This window comes from Gordonia sihwensis, from assembly GCF_029632925.1.
GTDB classification, from domain to species: domain Bacteria; phylum Actinomycetota; class Actinomycetes; order Mycobacteriales; family Mycobacteriaceae; genus Gordonia; species Gordonia sihwensis.
Genome location: NZ_CP121248.1, coordinates 1,923,808 through 1,945,941 on the forward strand (window position 1 = coordinate 1,923,808; position 22,134 = coordinate 1,945,941).

18 protein-coding genes and 1 tRNA gene are annotated in these 22,134 nt (G+C 68.7%); 15 read left to right on the top strand and 4 right to left on the bottom strand.

Annotation, left to right across the window (positions count from 1 at the left end):
• Positions 1 to 50 precede the first annotated feature (50 nt).
• From P5P27_RS09265 to P5P27_RS09295, 7 genes are all read left to right on the top strand, one after another.
• The gene (locus P5P27_RS09265) at positions 51 to 1,955 is read left to right on the top strand and encodes a methylmalonyl-CoA mutase family protein (protein WP_278127323.1); all 1,905 of its coding nucleotides are present in this window, start codon (positions 51 to 53) and stop codon (positions 1,953 to 1,955) included.
• The gene (scpA, locus tag P5P27_RS09270) at positions 1,952 to 4,198 is read left to right on the top strand and encodes a methylmalonyl-CoA mutase (RefSeq protein WP_045540130.1); all 2,247 of its coding nucleotides are present in this window, start codon (positions 1,952 to 1,954) and stop codon (positions 4,196 to 4,198) included. Before P5P27_RS09265 ends, scpA begins: the two co-directional genes overlap by 4 nt.
• On the top strand, positions 4,195 to 5,214 hold the full coding sequence (gene meaB, locus P5P27_RS09275; RefSeq protein ID WP_278127324.1) for a methylmalonyl Co-A mutase-associated GTPase MeaB: 1,020 nt from the start codon (positions 4,195 to 4,197) through the stop codon (positions 5,212 to 5,214). Before scpA ends, meaB begins: the two co-directional genes overlap by 4 nt.
• Positions 5,215 to 5,498: 284 nt before the next feature.
• Positions 5,499 to 6,008: a MarR family winged helix-turn-helix transcriptional regulator gene (locus P5P27_RS09280; RefSeq protein ID WP_278127325.1), complete on the top strand. Its 510-nt coding sequence runs from the start codon at positions 5,499 to 5,501 to the stop codon at positions 6,006 to 6,008.
• A gap of 27 nt (positions 6,009 to 6,035) precedes the next feature.
• Positions 6,036 to 6,818: an MSCRAMM family protein gene (locus P5P27_RS09285; protein ID WP_278127326.1), complete on the top strand. Its 783-nt coding sequence runs from the start codon at positions 6,036 to 6,038 to the stop codon at positions 6,816 to 6,818.
• 2 nt (positions 6,819 to 6,820) lie between these two features.
• On the top strand, positions 6,821 to 7,633 hold the full coding sequence (locus tag P5P27_RS09290) for a YceI family protein (RefSeq protein WP_278127327.1): 813 nt from the start codon (positions 6,821 to 6,823) through the stop codon (positions 7,631 to 7,633).
• Positions 7,634 to 7,737: 104 nt separating this feature from the next.
• Positions 7,738 to 10,341 carry an MFS transporter gene (locus P5P27_RS09295; RefSeq protein ID WP_278127328.1) on the top strand — a complete coding sequence of 868 codons (2,604 nt, stop codon included), beginning with the start codon at positions 7,738 to 7,740 and terminating at the stop codon, positions 10,339 to 10,341.
• A 61-nt stretch (positions 10,342 to 10,402) separates the two neighbouring features.
• Here the strand turns inward: P5P27_RS09295 and P5P27_RS09300 are convergent, their stop codons facing one another.
• Positions 10,403 to 11,758 carry a ClC family H(+)/Cl(-) exchange transporter gene (locus P5P27_RS09300; RefSeq protein ID WP_045540429.1) on the bottom strand — a complete coding sequence of 452 codons (1,356 nt, stop codon included), beginning with the start codon at positions 11,756 to 11,758 and terminating at the stop codon, positions 10,403 to 10,405.
• Between the two features lie 299 nt (positions 11,759 to 12,057).
• Between P5P27_RS09300 and P5P27_RS09305 the strand changes: the two genes are divergently transcribed.
• Positions 12,058 to 13,257, top strand: coding sequence for an IS481 family transposase (locus P5P27_RS09305; protein ID WP_278125250.1), 1,200 nt, complete (start codon positions 12,058 to 12,060; stop codon positions 13,255 to 13,257).
• A gap of 44 nt (positions 13,258 to 13,301) precedes the next feature.
• Here the strand turns inward: P5P27_RS09305 and P5P27_RS09310 are convergent.
• Positions 13,302 to 13,387 (bottom strand) — tRNA-Leu (locus tag P5P27_RS09310).
• 92 nt (positions 13,388 to 13,479) lie between these two features.
• Here P5P27_RS09310 and P5P27_RS09315 point away from each other — a divergent pair.
• A complete protein-coding gene (locus tag P5P27_RS09315) occupies positions 13,480 to 14,811 on the top strand; it encodes a M20/M25/M40 family metallo-hydrolase (protein WP_006894910.1) in 1,332 nt (443 codons plus the stop codon).
• Between the two features lie 39 nt (positions 14,812 to 14,850).
• Positions 14,851 to 15,390: a YbhB/YbcL family Raf kinase inhibitor-like protein gene (locus P5P27_RS09320; protein ID WP_006894911.1), complete on the top strand. Its 540-nt coding sequence runs from the start codon at positions 14,851 to 14,853 to the stop codon at positions 15,388 to 15,390.
• A gap of 18 nt (positions 15,391 to 15,408) precedes the next feature.
• Here P5P27_RS09320 and P5P27_RS09325 read toward each other — a convergent pair whose 3' ends face one another.
• Positions 15,409 to 16,509, bottom strand: a complete 1,101-nt coding sequence (locus P5P27_RS09325) for a quinone-dependent dihydroorotate dehydrogenase (RefSeq protein ID WP_278127329.1) — start codon at positions 16,507 to 16,509, stop codon at positions 15,409 to 15,411.
• A gap of 43 nt (positions 16,510 to 16,552) precedes the next feature.
• Positions 16,553 to 17,593 (bottom strand): YncE family protein, encoded by a 1,041-nt coding sequence (locus P5P27_RS09330; RefSeq protein ID WP_062367487.1) that lies wholly within the window; start codon positions 17,591 to 17,593, stop codon positions 16,553 to 16,555.
• Between the two features lie 57 nt (positions 17,594 to 17,650).
• Here P5P27_RS09330 and P5P27_RS09335 point away from each other — a divergent pair, with 57 nt between their 5' ends.
• The 5 genes from P5P27_RS09335 to mshC are packed head-to-tail and all read left to right on the top strand — an operon-like array spanning position 17,651 to position 22,129.
• Positions 17,651 to 18,490, top strand: a complete 840-nt coding sequence (locus P5P27_RS09335) for an undecaprenyl-diphosphate phosphatase (RefSeq protein WP_278127330.1) — start codon at positions 17,651 to 17,653, stop codon at positions 18,488 to 18,490.
• A gap of 45 nt (positions 18,491 to 18,535) precedes the next feature.
• Positions 18,536 to 19,210 carry an MSMEG_4193 family putative phosphomutase gene (locus P5P27_RS09340; protein ID WP_006894915.1) on the top strand — a complete coding sequence of 225 codons (675 nt, stop codon included), beginning with the start codon at positions 18,536 to 18,538 and terminating at the stop codon, positions 19,208 to 19,210.
• Between the two features lie 37 nt (positions 19,211 to 19,247).
• On the top strand, positions 19,248 to 20,012 hold the full coding sequence (locus P5P27_RS09345; RefSeq protein ID WP_006894916.1) for a DUF3090 domain-containing protein: 765 nt from the start codon (positions 19,248 to 19,250) through the stop codon (positions 20,010 to 20,012).
• Positions 20,009 to 20,827 (top strand): SCO1664 family protein, encoded by an 819-nt coding sequence (locus P5P27_RS09350; protein WP_052692428.1) that lies wholly within the window; start codon positions 20,009 to 20,011, stop codon positions 20,825 to 20,827. The genes P5P27_RS09345 and P5P27_RS09350 overlap by 4 nt, the downstream gene beginning before the upstream one ends.
• Positions 20,828 to 20,878: 51 nt before the next feature.
• Complete coding sequence (mshC, locus tag P5P27_RS09355; RefSeq protein WP_278127331.1) at positions 20,879 to 22,129, top strand: cysteine--1-D-myo-inosityl 2-amino-2-deoxy-alpha-D-glucopyranoside ligase; 1,251 nt, start codon at positions 20,879 to 20,881, stop codon at positions 22,127 to 22,129.
• Positions 22,130 to 22,134 lie beyond the last annotated feature (5 nt).

Below are 22,134 nucleotides of genomic sequence, written 5' to 3' on the forward strand. Positions count from 1 at the left end.
TTCCCTACGACGAAACTTCAGATGGTCGAGCTTTGGAGGTAGGCGAGCCGATGACGGCAAGTGACGACCCCGCGGCGCCGCGCGGCGCCGACGCGCTGCGGCAGGCGTACGACGAATGGTCCGAAGCGGCCGCCGGTGTGCTGGCGAAGGCACGCAAGGTCTCGGCGGATGAACTCCCCGACACCGCGGAGGCCCTGCTGTCCACCACGACGGGCGACGGCACCGTGGTCCGCCCGCTCTACACCCGGAAGGACGAGGTCGCCGAGTCGGGACTGCCCGGACAGTTCCCGTTCGTGCGCGGCGCCGATCCGGTGCGCGACGTCAACGTCGGCTGGCGGGTGACCGAGCGTTTCGGCGACGAGGGCGGCAGCGCCGCGGAAGTCAACGAGCAGATTCTCGACGCCGCGGGCAATGGGACCAGCGGGCTGTGGCTCAAGGTGGACGGCGGCATCGGCGCCGACGGGATCGCCACGGCACTGCGCGGCGTGTACCTCGACCTGATGCCGGTGACCCTGGACGCCGGCGCCGAGGGGATCGAGGCGGCTCGGGCGTATCTGGAAGCTCGCGTCGCGGCACCCGTGGCGCCGCAGGCCGCGCCCTCCACGATCGCGAACGTGCAGAGCCTGGGGCTGTCGCCGTACACGGCGCAGTTCTCCGAACGGGCCACCGTCGACGTCGACGCCGCGACCGCGCTGGCCGCCGACGCTCCGGAAGGAGTACGCGCCTTCCGGGTCGACGGCACCGACTTCAGTCAGGCGGGAGCGAACAACCCGCAGGAACTCGGGCTCTCGGTGGCCGCGGCCGTGGCACATGTCCGCGACCTTGTCGCGGCCGGCCGCAGCCGGGCCGAGGCGCTCGGACAGATCAGCTTCGGGGTCTCGGTCGACGACGACCAGTTCGCCGGCATCGCCAAGTTGCGGGCACTGCGCACCGTGTGGGCTCGGGTGGCCGACGTGCTCGGCGAACCGGACGCCGGTGCCGCCGTGACCCACGCGGTGACCGACCTGGCGATGCTGACGCAGCGCGACCCGTGGGTCAACATGCTGCGATCCACCGTCGCGGCGTTCGGTGCCGGCGTCGGCGGCGCCGACCAGGTGACCGTCCTCGGCTACGACGCCGCGCTTCCGGCGGGCGAACGGTCCTCCAGCGCGTCCTTCTCCCACCGGATCGCCCGCAACACCCAGCTGCTTCTGCTCGAGGAGTCGAACCTCGGCCGTGTTCTCGATCCGGCGGGTGGCTCGTGGTACGTCGAGTCGCTCACCGCCGATCTCGCCGCGGCGGCATGGGACGTCTTCACGGAGGTCGAACGCCGGGGCGGGTACCAGACGGCCCTGTCCGACGGGTGGATCGGCGAGCAGATCGCCGAGTCCCTCGCAGCACGCGACCTGCGAGTCGCGCACCGCGCAGCGCCGCTCACCGGTGTCAGCGAGTTTCCGAACCTGGACGAGGCCGCCCGCCCGGCGGGCACGGCGCAGACCGTCGACCTCGCGACGGCGACGCCGAAGCTCGCTCGCTTGGCGCGACAGTTCGAGGCGCTCCGCGACCGGGCCGACGCGGAGCGGACGCGCCCGAGCGTCCTGCTGCTTCCGCTCGGAAGTGTCGCCGAGCACAACGGCCGCACCACTTTCGTCGCGAATCTGCTTGCAGCGGGCGGGATCTCGGCAGTCAATCCGGGTCCGATCGAACCCGACCAGATCGCCGGCCTCGCTGCGGAGAACGCCGCCACGGTCGCCGTTCTGTGCGGCACGGCCAAGCGATACGCGAGCGACGGTCCCGCGGCTCTGGCCGCGGCGCGTGCGGCGGGAATCGACCGCGTGCTGTTGGCCGGACCCGATCGTGAGTGGCCGGAGGCCGCCGACCGGTGTGACGGCTCGCTGCGCGTGGGCATCGACGCGGTCGCGACCCTCACCGAACTTCTCGACCACCTGACCGACGGCGGGAGCGTATCCGCATGAGCAACACAGTTCCGAACTTCGCCGATGTCGCGCTGACCGGCGACCGCGCCGTTGAGCCCGCGGGTTCGGGTGCGGCGCAGACCGAGGCGCTCGCCCGTGCCAACGGCTACACGGCCGATCAGGTCACCTGGAGCACGCCCGAGCAGATCGACGTGCAGCCGGTGTTCACCCGCGCGGACCGCGACGCGGCCGCCGAGGACGGCGGCTACCCGCTCGATTCGATCCCGGGTGCGGCGCCCTTCATCCGCGGCCCGTACCCGACGATGTACGTCAACCAGCCGTGGACCATCCGCCAGTACGCGGGATTCTCGACCGCCGCCGAGTCGAACGCCTTCTACCGGCGCAATCTCGCCGCCGGCCAGAAGGGTCTGTCGGTGGCCTTCGACCTGGCGACCCACCGCGGATACGATTCGGACCACCCCCGGGTGGCCGGTGACGTCGGCATGGCCGGCGTGGCGATCGACTCCATTCTCGACATGCGCCAGCTCTTCGACGGCATCGACCTCGGCAATGTGTCGGTGTCGATGACGATGAACGGCGCCGTGCTGCCGATCCTCGCGCTGTACGTGGTGGCCGCCGAAGAGCAGGGCGTGCCGCCGGAGAAGCTGGCCGGAACCATTCAGAACGACATTCTGAAAGAGTTCATGGTCCGCAACACCTACATCTATCCGCCGACGCCCTCGATGCGGATCATCTCGGACATCTTCGCGTACACCAGCGCCAAGATGCCGAAGTTCAACTCCATCTCCATCTCCGGCTATCACATCCAGGAGGCCGGCGCGACCGCCGACCTGGAGCTCGCGTACACCCTCGCCGACGGTGTGGAGTACATCCGGGCGGGACTGGAAGCGGGCCTGGACATCGACAAGTTCGCTCCGCGGCTGTCGTTCTTCTGGGGCATCGGGATGAACTTCTTCATGGAGGTCGCCAAGCTCCGCGCCGCCCGCCTGCTCTGGAGTGAGCTGGTGGCGAAGTTCGAGCCGCGCAACGCCAAGAGCCTGTCTCTGCGTACCCACTCGCAGACCTCCGGCTGGTCGCTGACCGCGCAGGACGTGTTCAACAACGTCGCACGCACCTGTGTCGAGGCGATGGCGGCGACTCAGGGACACACCCAGTCGCTGCACACCAACGCGCTCGACGAGGCCATCGCGTTGCCGACCGACTTCTCGGCACGGATCGCCCGCAACACCCAGCTGCTGCTTCAGCAGGAGTCGGGCACCACGCGGCCCATCGACCCGTGGGCCGGCTCCAACTACGTCGAGTGGCTCACGCACCAGCTGGCGGAGAAGGCGCGCGCACACATCGCCGAGGTGGAAGAGGCCGGCGGTATGACGCAGGCCATCAACGAGGGTCTGCCGAAGCTGCGCATCGAGGAGGCCGCCGCACGCACGCAGGCGCGCATCGACTCCGGGCAGCAGCCCCTCGTCGGCGTCAACAAGTACCGCGTCGACGAGGACGAGGAGATCGAGGTCCTCAAGGTCGACAACTCCAAGGTACGGGCCGAACAGCTCGCCAAGCTCGAGAAGCTGCGCGCCGAGCGGGACTCGTCGGCCGTGGAGGCGGCGCTGGCGAACCTGACGCGCGCGGCCGCCGAGCCCGGCGGCAGCGACCTCGACAACAACCTGATGGCGCTGGCCATCGACGCCGCTCGCCACGGGGCCACCGGCGGCGAGATCTCCGATGCGATGGAGAAGGTCTTCGGCCGTCACCAGGCGGAGATCCGGACCATCAGCGGCGTGTACCGCAACGAGGCAGGTGAATCCGTGAGCAACATCGATGAGGCGATGGCCGTCGTCGACGCCTTCGCCGAGGCCGAGGGCCGACGCCCCCGCGTGCTGGTCGCGAAGATGGGCCAGGACGGCCACGATCGCGGACAGAAGGTGATCGCCACCGCCTTCGCCGACCTCGGCTTCGACGTCGACGTGGGCCCGCTGTTCGCCACTCCGGAGGAGGTCGCCGCCCAGGCCGCGGACAACGACGTGCACGTCGTCGGTGTCTCGTCCCTGGCGGCCGGCCACCTCACGCTGGTGCCTGCGCTGAAGAAGGCACTGGCCGACGTCGGCCGTGACGACATCATGATCGTCGTCGGCGGCGTCATTCCCCCGGGCGATTTCGACGAGCTGTACCGGGCCGGGGCCGCGGCGATCTTCCCGCCGGGAACGGTCATCGCCGACAGCGCGGTGGATCTGATCCGGAAGCTGGCCGATCAGCTGGGCCTGGAACTGGCTGCAGCAGCGGAATGAGCGACGCGCAGTCCCGCCGGGCCGACCGCCCGGCGGGCCGCCGGATCGACGTCGACGCGCTGACCGAGGGCGTCCTGTCGGGAAACCGAGCCCAATTGGCGCGCGCCATCACGCTCGTCGAATCGGCCCGGCCGGATCACCGGGCGGCGGCACAGCAACTCCTGCTGAACCTGGGGCCGCACGCGGGCAAGTCGTTCCGCGTGGGAATCACGGGCGTGCCCGGTGTCGGCAAGTCGACGACCATCGAGGCCCTCGGCATGCATCTCATCGAGTTGGGGCATCGGGTCGCCGTGCTGGCGGTAGACCCCTCGTCCACCCGCACCGGCGGTTCGATCCTCGGTGACAAGACCCGGATGGGCCGGCTGTCCGCGGCGGAGGAGGCCTACATCCGCCCGTCCCCGAGTTCGGGGACCCTCGGCGGCGTGACGAAGGCGACGCGCGAGACGATCGTGCTCGTCGAGGCGGCGGGCTATGACGTCGTGCTCGTCGAGACGGTCGGGGTGGGGCAGTCGGAGGTGAGCGTCGCGAACATGGTCGACGTGTTCACCTTCCTCACTCTGGCGCGAACGGGCGATTCGCTGCAGGGCATCAAGAAGGGTGTCCTCGAACTCGCCGAGATCGTGGTCGTCAACAAGGCCGACGGCAAACACATCAACGAGGCGCGGGGCGCCGCCCGCGAACTGCGCAATGCGCTGGGGCTGATCTATCCCCACGACGTGTTGTGGCATCCGCCGGTGCTGACGATGAGCGCGCTGGAGAACACCGGCGTTCACGAGTACTGGGAGGCGATCCTGCGGCACCGCGAGACGCTTTCGGCCGCCGGACAGTTCGAGAGGCGCCGAGCGCAACAGCAGGTGGACTGGATGTGGAGCATGGTGCGCGAGGCGATGCTCAATCGCCTCGAGGAGGACCCGGCGGTCCGTGCGGTACGGCGTGAAGTGGAGGCCGGAGTGCTCTCGGGCACGCTGACTCCGACTCTCGGAGCCGAGCGGATCGCGGGGGCCGCGGGTTTCTGACCCGCGCCGCGCGTCGGTCGCACCCTGTTCTCGGGGTTGACTCCCTCATTGTTAGACCGCCCTCATCGCTGTTCAAGCCTGAATGCTTGATCTCTGGCAACTTAAGTCTCTGAGCTTGCGCTGAGACGACGGCGGGCGCCGAGATGTCACGTGCGTCCGAATCGCCCGATCACGCAAGCCTTTGTTGCGGATCTCACATGCGCTGAACTTTTTGAACAGACCTCTTCCGGGTCTAGTCTGGCTGAGTATTACTTAACTGCAGTCAACTATCTAAATGTCGGAGCGTGCGAACAGTGACGGACAACGGCGCGGACCGTGAGGACGGTGAGCACCGGATCGCCGACGGTGCGCTGATGTCGCTCTCGGTGATCCGCTTGACCCGCGCCGTGCGGCGCGGTGTCGGTCAGCAACAGCTGACCTCGTCGCAGGCGGCCACCCTGTGGGCCATCGCCGAGCTCGCCCCGGTGCGGCCCACCGATCTCGCGGAGCGGGAGAAGGTGACCACGGCGTCGATGTCGAAGAGCATCGCCTCGCTGGAGAGCGCGGGCCTGGTGTCGCGTACACCCGATCCGCACGACGGTCGAGTCAGCATGCTCGATCTGACGCCGGCCGGGCAGGCATACGTCCGGGACGCCAACTCGGAGCGGATCTCGTTGTACGAGACCGCCCTGAATCGGCTGCCGGAGTGCGAACGGGAATCGGTGGTCCGGTCGATCGCACTGTTCGCCGACACGATGTGTGAGCTGGTCACAGCCGGTGCGGCCCAGCCGTCCGCGCACCCGGCCAGTCGTTGAATGCCTGAGAAACGAGGGAGGAACTCTGTGCGGAATGCAGTCGATGGACATTCTCGGCTGATTCGCGGCGTCGTCCGAGACGAGCGCGGCGGATCCGTCCCGGATGCCACCGTCACGGTGATCGACCAGCAGGGGAGTCAGGTCGCTGTCGCGTCAGCGCGGCACGACGGGTCGTTCACCGCCCACGTCGCGGCCGACGGCCAGTACGTGCTCGCCGCGTCGGCGACCGGGCACGAACCGGCGGCGGTGACGGCGATGATGGCCGGTGCCCCGATCCAGACGCAGATCGTGCTGTCCGCCCATTCCGCGCTCGGCGGTCTCGTCCGCGACGCCGACGGCGCACCGATCGCCGGCGCGGTGGTGACCGCGACCGCCCCGTCCGGGCACGTGGTCGCGACGGCGGTCGCCGGCGCCGACGGCCGATGGGAACTGCGCGGCGTGGCCGAGGGCGGATACACGCTGGTGGTGAACGCGCCAGGGTTCGAGGCGACCGCCAGAACCGTCGCTCACACCGCGGGTTCCTCGCAGCCGGTGGTCGTCGAGATGCGCTCCGCCGTCGCTCTGTCCGGTCTGGTCACCGACGCGCACGGGGGAGTGATCGGCCACAGCCAAGTGTCGCTGCTGGCCGCCGACGGCTCAATGGCGGCCAGTGTGTTCAGCGACGAGGACGGGCGCTACAGCTTCACCGATCTCACCCCCGGCGACTACACGGTGCTGGCCAACGGTTACGCGCCGGTGGCCGCGACCGTCGACGTCCGGGCCGGACGATTCGTCAATCACGAGTTCGTCCTCGGCGTGCAGGGGCGGTGACCATGACCGCACAGCTCACAGCACGCGTGGCGACTCCGGCGGGCCGCGGCATCGACACCGCCGTGGTGACCGTCATGTCGCAGGAGGGACAGCAGGCGGCGATCGTCAGGTCCGACGGCGACGGACACATTCGCGTCGACGACCTGGCCGCGGGGATGTACACCGTGGTCGCCGCCGCGGACGGCTTCCAGCCGGCCGCTCGCACCGCCGTCGTGTCCGGTCCCGGCGCGGTCGGTCTGGGCGAGGTCACTCTCGCCCGGGTCGGCGGATCGCCGACCCCCGAGGCCGGCCGCTGGGAGATCGACGGCTCGCATTCGACCATCGACATCAGCGTCCGTCACCTCGGGATCGCGACCGTCCGCGGCCGTTTCACCGAGTTCACGGGCACCATCGTCGTCGGCGACGATCCGGAGCAGTCGTCGGTGACGGCGGAGATCTCGACCGCCAGCATCGACACCGACAACCGGATGCGCGACGAGGTGCTGCGATCGAGTGCGTTCTTCGACGCCGAGCGCTACCCGACGACCCTCTTCCACGCCGAGCGGGTGCGCCCGGCGTCCGACGAGACCTGGACGCTCGAGGGAACGCTGACCCTGCGTGACACCGCCGTCCCGGTCTCGCTCGAGCTGATCTTCCTCGGGCAGACCGAGGACCCGTGGGGCGGCGTCCGCGCCGGCTTCCAAGCCACGGCGACCCTTCGGCGCCGTGACTTCGGGATCAGCTTCGACGACAAGCTCGTCAGCGGAGCCGCGCAGATCGGCAACACCGCTCGCGTCCGGCTCGACATCCAGGCCGTCCGCTCGCCGGAGACGTGATCGACGCCTCCGCGGCGCACGGCCCACCCGATCTTCGGCGTAACCGTCGCAAGCACTGATTCACCGCAAGCACTGATTCACCGCATTAGTCCTGAAAGGTTCGCATGTCGACCAAAACAGTTGCAGACACCGCCGGCGGCACAGGCCCGGCCGGCGGTGCCCGCCAGCAGACCCTCGAAGAACTCGGTCCCCACTACAAGTGGATCGCGCTCTCCAACACCACCCTGGGCATGTTGATCGCCACGATCAACAGTTCCATCGTGCTGATCGCCCTGCCCGACATCTTCAAGGGCATCAACCTCAATCCCCTCGAACCCCAGAACACCAGCTACCTGCTGTGGATGATGATGGGCTTCCTCGTCGTCACCGCGGTCCTGGTGGTGAGCTTCGGCCGGCTCGGCGACATGTTCGGCCGAGCGCGCATGTACAACATGGGCTTCGCGGTGTTCACCGTCTCGTCCATCTTCCTGGCGATCACCTGGTTCGACGGGTCGCAGGCCGCCATCTGGCTGATCTTCTGGCGCGTCATCCAGGGTGTCGGCGGCGCCTTCCTGATGGCCAACTCATCGGCCATCCTCACCGACGCCTTCCCGGCCAACCAGCGCGGTCTGGCGATGGGCATCAACGGTGTCGCGGCGATCGCCGGCTCGTTCCTCGGCCTCCTGATCGGCGGCGTGCTGGCCCCGATCCAGTGGCACTACATCTTCCTCGTCTCCGTTCCGTTCGGCGTCGTGGGCACCATCTGGGCCTACCTGAAGCTGCGGGACACCGGCGAGCGCCGCAAGGCCAAGATGGACTGGTGGGGCAACCTCACCTTCGCCGTCGGCTTGATCGCGATCCTCGTCGGCATCACCTACGGCATCCAGCCGTACGGCTCATCGGACATGGGCTGGAGCAACCCCTGGGTGCTCGCCGCACTGGTCGGCGGTGCCTTCGTCCTCGCGGTCTTCGTGTTCATCGAGATGCACGTCGACAGCCCGCTGTTCGAACTGTCGCTGTTCCGCAACCGGTCGTTCACCTTCGGCAACATCGCGAACCTGATGGCGTCCATCGGGCGCGGCGGTCTGCAGTTCATCCTCATCATCTGGCTGCAGGGCATCTGGCTGCCGCAGCACGGCTACGACTACTCGCAGACACCGCTGTGGGCGGGCATCTACATGGTTCCGATGACCGTGGGCTTCCTGGTCTCCGCGCCGGTGTCGGGCGCGCTCTCGGACAAGCTGGGCACCAAGTGGTTCACCACCCTCGGTCTGCTGATCACCGCGGGCACCTTCGCTGCCCTCATCGCCATCCCCGTCGACTTCGACTACTGGGTGTTCGCCGTGATCCTCGTGGTCAACGGCATCGGCATGGGCCTGTTCGCCTCCCCGAACCGTGCCGAAGTGATGAACAGCCTGCCGGTCACCTCGCGTGGCTCCGGTGCCGGGATGATGACGACCTTCCAGAACGCGGCGATGGTCCTGTCGATCGGTCTGTTCTTCTCGCTGATGATCGCGGGTCTCTCGAGCACGCTGCCGTCGGCGATGTTCGACGGTCTCACCGCCAACGGCATGCCCGCGCAACCCGCGCAGGCCATCGCCGGTCTGCCGACCGTGGGCATCTTGTTCGCCGCGTTCCTCGGCTACAACCCGATCCAGCAGGTCGGCGGCCAGGCGCTGAACGGACTGCCGCAGGCCAGCGTCGAGCATCTGACCGGACTGGACTTCTTCCCGCACTTGATCAGCGATCCGTTCGCGGACGGTCTCACCGCCGCGTTCACCTTCGCCCTGATCTGCTGCGTGCTCGGTGCGATCGCGTCGGTGTTCACCGGCGCCCGGAAGCCGCTGACGGCGAGCCATGAGACGGTCGGCGCCGAGATCGCCGCGGTCGCCGGAGACGCCGGTGTCGGATCGCCGGTCGCCCTCGTCGCCGAGACGCCGTCGGAGAGCTTCGCTTCCCCGTCGGGCGCTCAGCTGTCCGGAACCGTGACCGGTCCGGACGGTGCGCCGCTCGCCGGGGCGGCCATCACGGTCACCGACAGCGAAGGACGGCAGGCCGGCGGCGCGACCGTCGCCGAGGACGGTTCGTACCGAGTCGGCGGACTGGAGAGCGGGGCGTACACGGTGATCGCCACCGCGCCGGGACGCGGCCCCAAGGCCGTCGGTGTGTCGACTGTCGGGGACGTGGGACTGCGCCGGGACTTCTCGCTCTCGGGCGCAGCCGTGCTGACCGGGCGCGTCCGCGACGCCCAGCGCCCGCTGCCCGCACGGCTGGTCGTGACCGATCAGACCGGTTCGGTGCTGGCCACCGCGCAGGCCGGCTCGGACGGCGAGTTCTCGATCGGCGGCCTCACCGACGGCGACACCGTGGCGGTGACCGCCTCGGCGCCCGGCTACCAGGCGAGCAGCGAGTTGGTGACCGCCGGAGACGCCGTGGCGATCGACATCGTGCTCGACGCCATCGGCGGCGTCCAGGGGTACGTGCGCGCCGCGGACGGCACTCCGCTTGCCGGAGCGACCGTGTCGGCGATCGGCTCGGATCGGACCATCGTCGCCACGGCCCGGACCGACGCCGACGGGCGCTACCGGATCGAGGGTCTCACCGACGACAGGTTCACCGTCGTCGCGAGCATGTACGAGCCGCGCGCGGTGCAGACCACGGTGACCGCCGACGGCGACAACACGCTCGACATCACGCTCGGAACCGGGGTCGGCAGCAGACAGGGCTGACCGCGGCAGACCCGGCACGCGGCGCGGGCGTCACCGATCTTCGGTGGCGTCCGCGCCGCTGTCAGTCGTGCGGGCGTACGGCGACGCCCGAGACGCCGATGTCGCGCAGGTATCGTTCGCGCAGTGCGTCGTAGACCGGCTTCGACCCGGCCAGCGAGGCGGTCGCGACACCGGCGGTCACCGCCACCGCCATGGGCACCGTCAGTGCCGTCACCGCGGTCATCTCCATCACCAGGACGATCGCGGTGAGGGGTACGCGGACCACCGCCGCGAACAAGGTGCTCATTCCGACCACCACCAGCGCAGGCGTCAGATCGCCGAAGGGCGCGTACAGCGCTTCGAGGATCCGGCCGAAGCCGGCTCCCGTCAGCGCTCCCAGTGCGAGCATCGGGGCGAAGAGACCGCCGGGCGCTCCGGTGCCGTAGGAGACCGGTCCGGTCACGAACCGCATGGCGATGATCGCGAGGATCATCCAGAATGCCGTCCGCTGGGCGTCGAGCAGCCGTTGGGCGAGGTCGTCGCCGCCGCCGACCGCCGAGGGCACGGTGATCGCCAGGATGCCGATGCCCGCGCCGACGAGGGCGCCGAGAACCACCGCTGGCACTCTGATGCGCGCGGCGAGATCCACGAACAGGAGCAGCAGCCGACTGTAGACCACTCCGAGGGCGCCGACGACGACACCGAAGACGAGGAAGACCCACAGACGGTCCGGCGACGGATTGTCGATCCCGCCCGCCCGGAAGTCGGGAGCGTCGCCGAGGATCAGCCGGCTGCAGGCGACGGCAGCCGCCACCGCGGTGAGCGTCCACACCGCGTAGCGCAGCCGGATCTTCTTGGCGACCTCCTCGAAGGCGAAGAGTGCACCGCCGATCGGGGCGTTGAAGGCCACGGCGAGTCCGGCGCCGGCGGTGGCGGTCTGCATCACCCGGATCTCGTCCGACGTCGCACGGATCAGGCGTGCGGCGGCCGCGCCGATCGCCGCGCCCATGTGCACGGTGGGGCCCTCGCGGCCCAGCACCATTCCCGCGAAGCCCATGCTGAGCACGCCGCCGGCGAACCGGGCGGGGATCACCGACCACGGCGCGGCGGGCGCTTCATCGTCCTCGACGGCCTCCACCTGCTGGATGCCGCTGCCCGCGGCGAGGGGGATCCGTCGCACGATCGCCACCGCCGCGGCCGCGGAGGCCGCGGCTACGGCGATGACGATCAGCGTGCCGCCGAGTCCGTGATCACCGGCCCAGTCGACCAGATCGGCGCGACGCTCCTCGGCCCACGAGAGAGTCCAGCGGAAGGCTCCGCCGACCAGCCCGGTCAGCGCGCCGGCGACGAGGGCGACACACGTGAGAAGCACCAGAACGCGGGTGCCGGGAAAATCGGAGTCTTCCGTCTTGCTCGCCGGGTCCCTGTCCACGCACATGACTGTATCGTCGTCCGGCCGCTCGCGGTCGGGCCGAACCGCAGCGGGCGCGACCACCGTCGAAGTCGAAAACGACGGCGGCGACATCGTGTGTAAACGATGTCGCGACTCATCACAAGTGTGTCCGAGGGGTGTGTGAGACTGCGACATCGTTTACACGTCTCATCGGGGGTTTTCCGCGCACATCGTTGACACCTGCGGCGCGACATCGTTGACGTTTTGGCCGCGGACATCGTTGACACCTGCAGCGCGACATCGTTGACAGTGACCTCGACGGTGAGCCGATGCCACGATCGGGCATGACAACCGAAGACAAACGACTGGTGATCGTCCGCGCGGTCCGCGACCAACACCTCACACCGACACAGGCTGCCGCGCGTTACCGAGTGTCCCGGCAGTGGGTGTACGAACTCCTCAAGCGATACGACCGCGAAGGACCCGCAGGTCTGGTGCCGCGCTCACGAGCTCCCCGTCATCGCCCCGGAACGACCCCGGCAGTGATCACCGACCGAATCATCGCACTGCGCCGACAACTGACCGCCGAAGGCAAAGACGCCGGACCAGAGACCATCGGATGGCACCTGCACAGGGAAGGACTGCAGGTGCCTGCGGCCTCGACGATCCGCCGCATCCTGCACGCCGCGGGCCTGATCACCCCAGAACCCCGCAAACGGCCCCGCAGTTCCTACATCCGCTTCGAAGCCGACCTGCCCAACGAATGCTGGCAAGCCGACATCACTCACTGGTACCTCGCCCACGGAGACCGGGTAGAGATCCTCGACTTTCTCGATGATCACTCTCGATTCCTGCTCCACATCAGCACGCAGAACGCATACACCGGAACAGATGTCGTCACCGTCATGAACGCACTGATCAACCAGTACGGGGCACCGTCATCGACCCTGACCGACAACGGGATGGTGTTCACCACCCGACTCACCGCACGCAACGCCGGCCGTAACGGCTTCGAGAAACTCCTCGAAGCCCACCACATCACCCAGAAGAACGGCTCACCCGGACACCCGCAGACACAAGGCAAGATCGAACGCTTCCACCAAACCCTCAAACGGTGGCTCCGCGCCCGCCCCCGACCCACCACCATCGAGGACCTACAAGCACATCTCAACGACTTCCGCACCTGGTACAACACCGACCGTCCGCACCGTTCGCTAGGCCGCCGCACACCCTGCCAGGCCTACACCGCGCTGGCGAAGGCACATCCGCAGACCACCACTGAACCAGAGTGGCGTACCCGGACCGACCGGATCGACAACCACGGCAAAGTCAGCCTCCGCTACGCCGGCCGCCTACGACACCTCGGAATGGGCCGAGCCAACATCGGCCAGCCAGTACTCATGCTGATCCACGACCACGACGTCATCACCACCCACGCAGAGACCGGCACAATCATCGCCACCCACCACATCGACGACACCCGCGACTACCAGCCGCCAGACAAGAACACACCGACAACCCGCGAACCCCCGGAAAAGCAATGAGTCGCGACATCGTGTGTAAACGATGTCGCGACTCATCACAAGTGTGTCCGAGGGGGGACTTGAACCCCCACGTCCGTTAATAGGACACTAGCACCTCAAGCTAGCGCGTCTGCCATTCCGCCACTCGGACTTGTTCTGTTGTTCGTGCGCTCCGCACCGCTTTGCGCGGGATAACAATAACCACGGTTGCCCCCGTATCCCAAATCGCCTACGAATGAAGAGGTGACAGGCTTGCGAGCGACCGATGAAGTTGTCGATCTGGTGAGTGCGCTGATCCGATTCGACACGTCGAACACCGGACAGCCGGAGACCACCAAGGGGGAGGCGGAGTGCGCCAGATGGGTGGCGGCGCGGCTCGAGGAGGTCGGCTACGCCACCGAATACGTGGAGTCGGGCATGCCCGGACGCGGGAACGTGTTCGCGCGGTTGCCGGGCGCCGATCCGGACCGCGGTGCGCTGCTGATCCACGTGCATCTCGACGTGGTGCCCGCGGAGGCGGAGGACTGGAGCGTCCACCCGTTCTCCGGCGCCGTCCGCGACGGCTACGTCTGGGGCCGAGGCGCGGTCGACATGAAGGACATGGCCGGCATGGCGCTCGCACTGGCGCGCCAGTTCAAACGTGAGGGCACCGTTCCGCCGCGCGACATCGTCTTCGCCTTCCTGGCCGACGAGGAGGCCGGTGGCACGTGGGGATCGCACTGGCTGGTGCAGAACCGCCCCGATCTCTTCGAGGGCATCACCGAGGCCGTCGGGGAGGTCGGCGGGTTCTCCCTCACCGTCGACCGCCCGGACGGAGGTGTGCGGCGTCTGTATCTCGTGGAGACGGCCGAGAAGGGACTGTCGTGGATGCGGCTCACCTGCGACGCGCAGGCAGGCCACGGTTCGTTCCTCGCCGCCGAGAACGCGGTCACGGAGATCGCGACCGCGGTGGCCCGCATCGGCGCGCACCGCTTCCCGCTGGTGATGACCGAGTCGGTCCGGGAGTTCCTGGAGGCACTGTCGGAGGAGACCGGCCTCGATTTCAGTCCCGAGACGCCGGATCTGGAGTCCGCCCTGTTCAAGATCGGGAACATCGCCCGCATCATCGGCGCCACCCTCCGGGACACCGCGAACCCGACGATGCTGTCGGCCGGCTACAAGGCGAACGTCATTCCCCAGCACGCCGAGGCCGTCGTGGACTGCCGCGTGCTGCCCGGCAGGCAGGCCGAGTTCGAGCGCACGATCGACGAGTTGATCGGCCCCAAGGTGAAGCGCGAGTGGATCACCCACCTGGATCCCTACGAGACGCGGTTCGACGGCGATCTCGTCGACGCGATGAACGATGCGATCCTCGCGCACGACGAGGACGGCCGGACGGTGCCGTACATGCTCTCGGGCGGCACCGACGCGAAGGCCTTCGCGAAGCTCGGGATCCGGTGCTTCGGCTTCGCTCCGCTTCGGCTGCCTCCCGAACTCGATTTCGCCGCGCTCTTTCACGGCGTCGACGAACGCGTGCCCGTAGACTCGATCGTGTTCGGTACCAAGGTTTTCGAGCATTTTCTCCGCAACTGCTGACGACAACGGCCGGGTGCGGACAGTCGAAAGGATGCGATAGTGACGACATACGACCCGTATGACGCGTTACCCCAGTTGCCGGCGATCACGGTGACATCGAGCGACTTCGCCGAGGGCCAGACCCTCCCGACGCCGCAGGTCTCGGGGATCTTCGGCGCGGGCGGAGACGACGTCTCCCCGCAGCTGAGCTGGTCGGGTTTCCCCGCCGAGACCAAGAGCTTCGTCGTGACGTGTTTCGATCCGGACGCTCCCACGGCTTCCGGCTTCTGGCACTGGGCCGTCGCCGACATCCCGGCGTCGGTGACCTCGCTGCCGACGGGCGCCGGGTCGCCGGGGTCGGCGGATCTGCCCGCCGGTGCCGTGACGCTCAACAACGATGCGAGCCTCAAGCAGTTCATCGGTGCCGGTCCGCCTCCCGGTCACGGTCCGCACCGCTACATGTTCGCCGTGCACGCCGTCGACACCGAATCGTTGGAACTGCCCGCCGAGGCGACTCCGGCCTTCCTCGGCTTCAACCTCTACTCGCGCGCGATCGCGCGCGGGATCCTCACCGGCGTCTTCGAACAGCCCGCCGAGTAGGGCGCGCCGCCGGGCGGCTCACTGCGCCGCGGAGCCGACGGCTTCGCGGATCGAGGAGTAGCCGCCCGCGCGCAGCCGCGCAGCGATGCCCTCGTGCAGTTCCCGGAGACGGACCGGTCCGCCGTAGATGAATCCGGTGTACATCTGAAGCAGGTCGGCGCCGGCGCAGATGCGTTCCCACGCCTGGTCGACGGTCTCGATCCCGCCGACGCTGACCAGCGCCACCCGGCCGCCCACTCGTCGGTACAGGCGGCGCAACACCTCCAGCGACCGGTCGGCGACCGGCGGTCCGGAGAGTCCGCCCGCGCCGCAGGCCTCGACCTCGGCCCGCGGAGTCACAAGGGAATCGCGCCGGATGGTCGTGTTGGTGGCGACGATGCCGGCGACGCCCAGCTCGACGGCGAGGTCGGCGACGGCGTCGACGTCCTCGTCCGACAGATCGGGTGCGATCTTCACCAGCACCGGCTTGTCGACCACGTCCAGGACCGTCGCGAGGATCGGCCGCAGCGAGTCGACGGCCTGCAGGTCGCGCAGTCCAGGAGTGTTCGGCGAGCTGACGTTCACGACCACGAAGTCCGCCAGGGGCCCGAGTGTCCGGGCGCTGTGCCGGTAGTCGTCGACGGCATCCTCGACCGGAACCACTTTGGTCTTGCCGATGTTCGCGCCGATCGGGACCCGGACCGGTCCGGGCCGGGGCTGAGCCAGCGCGCGGGCCGCGGTGTCCGCACCGGGATTGTTGAAGCCCATCCGGTTGATCAGCGCCCGATCGGCGGGCAGCCGGAACAGACGGGGAGCGGGGTTGCCCGGCTGCGCCTGACCGGTGATGGTGCCGATCTCGGCGAATCCGAAGCCCATCTGCCCCCACGCGTTGACGCTCGACGCGTTCTTGTCGAAGCCGGCGGCCAGTCCGATCGGTGCGGGGAACGAGACCCCGAAGACCTCGTTGCGGAGAATCGGGTCATCGGTGGCGAAGAGCTTCGCCATCAGCGATCGCACTCCCGGCGCGTAGCCGCAGCGGCGGATCACCTGAGCGGTGATCGCGTGGATCCGCTCGGGGTCGAGCAGGAACATGACCTTCAAGACCAGCGGGTAGAGGATCCGGTTCAGTGTGCTGAGCATCGTGAGAGCCTTCGTCGTGAGTGCGAGGTCGGGTACGGGGCGGTCACCGGACCGCATCGGCCGCGATCACCTGGAGTGAGCCGTCGCGGCCCGAGGCCGCCAGAAGTGAACCACTGACCGGGTCGACGTCCATCGAGGTGACCTGCGGGACGCTCGCGAACCGGTGCTTCTCGATGACCTCTCCGGTGGAGACGTCATAGGCGGCGATCTCATTGGTGGCAGTGCTGGAGACCCACAGCAGGTTGCGACGGTTGTCGAAGGCCAGCGCGTACGGGCTGTCGGCGACCGGAGCCCGCATGCGCATCACGATCGGCTGCCCGTAGAACGCGTACACCTCGTTGTTGCGGGTACCGGCCACCAGCACCCGGCCGTATCGATCGACGATGGAGGTGGTCGCCCCGTCGCCGGCGCGCAGCGCCGCCTTGAGTTCCCCCGAGTCGATGTCGACCGGGGTGACCGCCGACTGCGCCCGATCGAGGACCACGACCTGCCCGGCACGATCGCCGGCGGTCGCAGGTGCCACGGTGATGTCGTCGACGCGGACGAACCCGCCGATGTCGCGCTGTTGTTGTCCGTCGCGGTCGAGCACCAGCACGTGGCCGCGGTCGGTGCCGACCAGCGTCCGGCCGTCCTCGGTGGTCGCCACCGACAGTGCGCCGGGCAGATCCGCCTTCGTCACAGTCACCGAGCCGGCGGGATCGATGCGGACGATCCCGCTCTCTCCGGCACCGACGAAACCGTCGCCGGAGGCGGTGAGCGCGGCGAGACCGGGCACCGGAACCGAGGTCGGCGCGGGCGCACCCGGGGCGCCCGGATCGGTGAAGATCTGCACGGTTCGGCCGTCGTTCGACAGCAGCGCGACCCGCGACTGCTGACCGTGCCCGGCCACCACGGCGCGTGCGGCGTCCGCGGCGACGACCGCGCCCGCCGGGCGGGCGGCGTCGGCCGGGGATTCGGCAGGTGTCGCGGGTGTGACAGTCGGCACATTCTGTGCGGAGCCGTCGTCGGACTGACCGCAGGCGGTGAGGGCGGAGGCCGTGGCCACGGCCACGAGCAGGGCGGTGAGTCGGGTTCGCGCGCGCATGACACCATCTTGCGCGATGCCGATGTGTGACCCGTTCGATGGGTAGCATCAGCCCCCGTGACTGAGACCATGACATGGCTCCAGGCGATCGTCCTCGGAGCGGTCCAGGGCCTGACGGAGTTCCTGCCGATCTCGTCCTCGGCCCACCTGCGCATCATCTCGGAGATCTGGTTCGGTGACGACGCCGGTGCCTCGTTCACCGCGGTCACCCAGCTCGGCACCGAACTCGCGGTTCTCATCTTCTTCGCCAAGGACATCTGGCGGATCGTCGGTGCGTGGTTCGCGGGACTGCGGGATCGGACGAGGCGCGGTCTGGACTACCGGCTGGGCTGGTACGTGATTCTCGCCACCATCCCGATCGGCGTGCTCGGATTCGTCTTCAAGGACCAGATCCGCACCGCAGGCCGGAACCTCTGGCTGGTGGCGATCATGCTGATCCTGTTCTCCTTCGTCTTCCTCGCCGCCGAGTACGTCGGAACGCGCGAGCGGCCCCTCGAGAAGATCACCCGGCGCGACGCCCTCGTGATGGGCGCGGCGCAGTGTCTGGCGCTGATCCCCGGAGTCTCGCGGTCGGGTGCGACGGCGAGCGCGGGTCTGTTCGTCGGCCTCGAACGCGAGGCGGCGTTCCGATTCTCCTTCCTGATCGCGATTCCGGCGGTTCTCGCCTCCGGACTGTTCAGCCTCAAGGACGTGTTCGAACCCGCGGGGGAGGGCCTGGCCGCGAGCGGCTCGCAGATCGCGGTGGCCACTCTCATCGCCTTCGTGCTCGGTTACGTCTCGATCGCGTGGCTGCTCAAGTTCGTCTCGCACCATTCGATGGTCTGGTTCGCGACCTACCGCGTGGCGCTCGGCCTGCTCGTCATCGTCCTGCTGCAGGTGGGCGCGATCGGGGCGTGACCGCGTCGACGGGCCCGATTCACGTGCGGCAGTAACCTGTGTGACATGACGGTGATCCTGGTCCGGCACGGACGCTCCACGGCCAACACGTCGGGACTTCTCGCGGGTCGGACGCCGGGTGTGGGGCTCGACGGTCACGGACGCACGCAGGCCGGTGAACTCCCGGTCAGGCTCGGCAGCGTCCTCGGCGACCTCACCGCCGTCGTCCGCTCGCCGTTGCAGCGATGCGCGGAGACGGTCGCACCGCTCGTGGCGGCGCGCCCGGAGCTGCCGCACCTGACCGACCCGAATCTGGAAGAGGTCGATTACGGCGACTGGAGCAATCGCAAGATCTCCGAACTGCTCGGCGAGCCGCTGTGGAAGGTGGTGCAGCAGCAGCCGTCGGCGGTGGTGTTCCCGGGCGGCGAGGGCCTGCTCGACGTGTCGCGCCGCGCGACCAGGGCGATCCGGGAACTCGACCGGGTACACGGCGGTCCCGACGGGAAGGGCGTGTGGGTGGCCTGCTCGCACGGCGACGTGATCAAAGCGGTGCTCGCCGATGCACTCGGCATGCATCTGGACCAGTTCCAGCGGATCGTGGTGGATCCGGGTTCGATCAGCGTGATCCATTACTCGGCTGCCCGGCCCTACGTGCAGACCGTCAACAACAACGGGGTGCTCGAGCTCCCGCGGCCGCCGATGGCCGCCGGCGCCACGGTGGGCGGGTCCACCGGGGCATAGTCGGGAGCACGGCTCGCCGTCCGGGTACCGTTGAGTCATGGCTCGTACGATCCACGAATTCCGGAGTCCGCGGCGTTTCGTCGCGGGCACCGTCGGTCAGCCGGGGGATCGCACCTTCTACATTCAGGTGTCGCAGGACTCTCGGTTGATGAGCGTCGAACTGGAGAAGCAGCAGGTGCTGATCCTGGCCGACCGCCTCAGCTATCTGCTCGACGAGGTGCGCCGGCGCTTCGGCACGCCGATTCCACCGGAGGCCGAGGACGTCGGCGACGTCTCGCCGCTCGAGAGCCCGATCGATTCCGAGTTCCGGGTCGGTTCGATGGGTCTGGGCTGGGACGCCGATGCGGCCGCGGTGGTGATCGAACTGCTCGCGGTCACCGAACAGCCGTTGGACGAGTCGGTGATCCTCGACGACACCGAGGAGGGACCGGACACCGTCCGCGTCTTCCTGACCGCCGACGAGGCGCGCGAGTTCAGTGCCCGCTCTATGCGCGTGATCGCGGCCGGCCGCCCGCTGTGTCCCCTGTGCGACCAGCCGCTGGATCCGTCGGGGCACATCTGCGCACGCAGCAACGGCTACAAACGCGACGCCGAGTTCAGCCGGTCAATCGAGTTCGTCGACCCGGAGGTGCTCGCGAGTCTGAGTCGGCTGGTGCCCGGATTCGACTCGTCGTTCACCGTCGAGGACGAGGACGCCGTACTGGACGACGACACTGATGACGACAGCGACGACGACGGCACCGACGAGCGTGGTGACGGCGCGGACGACGGCGACTGGGGCGGGGACGACACGCACCGGTGAACGCCGACTGCCTGGAGCTGCTGGCCACCGGCGAGCTCACCGTTTTGGGCCGCATCGCCTCGGCCAGCAACCTCACGGTGGCCTGCGCCGTGTCGGACGGACGGACGGCCATGCGCTGCGTGTACAAGCCCGTACGCGGTGAGGAACCGCTGTGGGACTTCCCGGACGGGACCCTCGCCGGCCGCGAAGTGGCGTCCTATCTCATCAGCGACGCACTCGGATGGGATCTGATACCCGAGACCGTGCTGCGCGAGGACGGTCCGACCGACATCGATCTGGGTGCGGGCATGGTCCAGCGGTGGATCGAGCAGCCGCCGTCGGACGACGGCCGTCTCGACCCGGTGGATCTGGTGCCCGCCGGCGAGGTGCCGGAGGGGTATCGCGGGGTCCTCAACGCCTACGACCACCGAGGCGATGAAGTGATCCTCGTTCATTCGGTGGAGGACAGGCTGCGCCGCCTCGCGGTGCTCGACGCCGTCCTCAACAACGCCGATCGCAAGGGCGGGCACATCCTGACCGACGGCGACGGCCGGCTGTACGGCATCGATCACGGGATCTGCCTGCACAGCGAGAACAAGCTTCGGACCATCCTGTGGGGATGGGCGGGCACCCCGGTGCCGCCCGGCGAGCGTGCCGACCTGGCGCGTCTGAGCGGCGTGCTCGAGGACGTGGACAGCGTGCTGCATGTGCGTCTGTCGACGCTGATCACCCCGGAGGAGATCGCCGCGCTGCTGCGGCGTGCGAAGTCGCTCGCCGATGTGGGCGTGATGCCGCTGCCGCCCCACAGCCGCGCGATCCCGTGGCCGCCCTTCTGACCGGGTACCCGGACTGCCGGGCACCGGCCGCGGGCACATACAGTTGACGGCATGCATTCGTGGCCGTCGCCCAAGATTCCGTCCGTGCCGGGGCCCGCTGTCCCGCTGCGTCTCTACGACACCTCCGACGCCCAGGTGAAGCCGGTCAGCCCGGGTGAGGTCGCGACGATGTACGTCTGCGGCATCACCCCGTACGACGCCACTCATCTCGGCCACGCCGCCACCTACGTGACCTTCGACCTGATCAACCGGATTCTCCGGGACGGCGGGCACGACGTGCACTACGTGCAGAACATCACCGACGTCGACGACCCGCTGTTCGAGCGCGCCGAACGCGACGGTGTGGACTGGCGCGACCTCGGCTCGCGTGAGATCGATCTGTTCCGCGCCGACATGGAGGCGCTGCGAGTCCTGGCGCCGCGCGACTACGTCGGCGCCGTGGAGTCGATCGGCGAGGTGGTCGACGCCGTCGGCGAGCTGCTGGCGCGGGGCGCGGCCTACGTGGTGGACGACGAGGAGTTCCCGGACGTCTATTTCAGCGTCGACGCGACACCGCAGTTCGGGTACGAGTCCGGATACGACGCGCAGACGATGGCGACGTTCTTCGCCGAGCGCGGCGGCGACCCCGACCGTCCGGGCAAGCGCAATCGGCTCGATGCGCTGCTGTGGCGCGCCGCGCGCGACGGCGAGCCGTCGTGGGAGTCGCCGATGGGCCCGGGCCGTCCCGGCTGGCATATCGAGTGTTCGGCCATCGCGCTGCGACGGCTGGGCATGGGTTTCGACATCCAGGGCGGCGGCAGCGATCTGATCTTCCCGCATCACGAGTTCTCGGCGGCCCACGCCGAAGCGCTCACCGGTGAGCGTCGCTTCGCCCGTCACTACGTCCACACCGGGATGATCGGACTCGACGGCGAGAAGATGTCCAAGAGCCTGGGGAACCTCGTGCTCGTGTCGAAGCTGCGGGCCGCGGGCGTCGATCCGGGAGCCGTCCGACTCGGTCTGATCTCGCAGCACTACCGTGCCGACCGCATGTGGACCGACGACATCCTCGCCGACGGTGAGCGCCGACTGGCGACGTGGCGCCGGGCGGCCAAGCTCGCGACCGCGCCCGACGCCGCCGACACCGTCGCACGACTGCGTCAGCATCTGGCCGACGATCTCGACACCCCGAAGGCGCTGGCCGCCGTGGACGCGTGGGCGGCCGACGCGATCCTGGGAATCGGTGCGTCGACCACGGCGCCGCGGCTGGTCGCCGACGCCGTCGATGCGCTGCTGGGTGTCGACATCGCACCGGTCGGCTAAGGTTC

Coding starts and splice junctions, on each gene's coding strand:
- P5P27_RS09290 (WP_278127327.1), top strand. CDS start 6,821: ATGACCGCACAGCTCACAGCACGCGTGGCGACTCCGGCGGGCCGCGGC.
- P5P27_RS09325 (WP_278127329.1), bottom strand. CDS start 16,509: ATGCTCAGCACACTGAACCGGATCCTCTACCCGCTGGTCTTGAAGGTC.
- P5P27_RS09295 (WP_278127328.1), top strand. CDS start 7,738: ATGTCGACCAAAACAGTTGCAGACACCGCCGGCGGCACAGGCCCGGCC.
- P5P27_RS09265 (WP_278127323.1), top strand. CDS start 51: ATGACGGCAAGTGACGACCCCGCGGCGCCGCGCGGCGCCGACGCGCTG.
- P5P27_RS09340 (WP_006894915.1), top strand. CDS start 18,536: ATGACGGTGATCCTGGTCCGGCACGGACGCTCCACGGCCAACACGTCG.
- mshC (WP_278127331.1), top strand. CDS start 20,879: ATGCATTCGTGGCCGTCGCCCAAGATTCCGTCCGTGCCGGGGCCCGCT.
- P5P27_RS09300 (WP_045540429.1), bottom strand. CDS start 11,758: ATGTGCGTGGACAGGGACCCGGCGAGCAAGACGGAAGACTCCGATTTT.
- P5P27_RS09345 (WP_006894916.1), top strand. CDS start 19,248: ATGGCTCGTACGATCCACGAATTCCGGAGTCCGCGGCGTTTCGTCGCG.
- scpA (WP_045540130.1), top strand. CDS start 1,952: ATGAGCAACACAGTTCCGAACTTCGCCGATGTCGCGCTGACCGGCGAC.
- meaB (WP_278127324.1), top strand. CDS start 4,195: ATGAGCGACGCGCAGTCCCGCCGGGCCGACCGCCCGGCGGGCCGCCGG.
- P5P27_RS09305 (WP_278125250.1), top strand. CDS start 12,058: ATGACAACCGAAGACAAACGACTGGTGATCGTCCGCGCGGTCCGCGAC.
- P5P27_RS09330 (WP_062367487.1), bottom strand. CDS start 17,593: ATGCGCGCGCGAACCCGACTCACCGCCCTGCTCGTGGCCGTGGCCACG.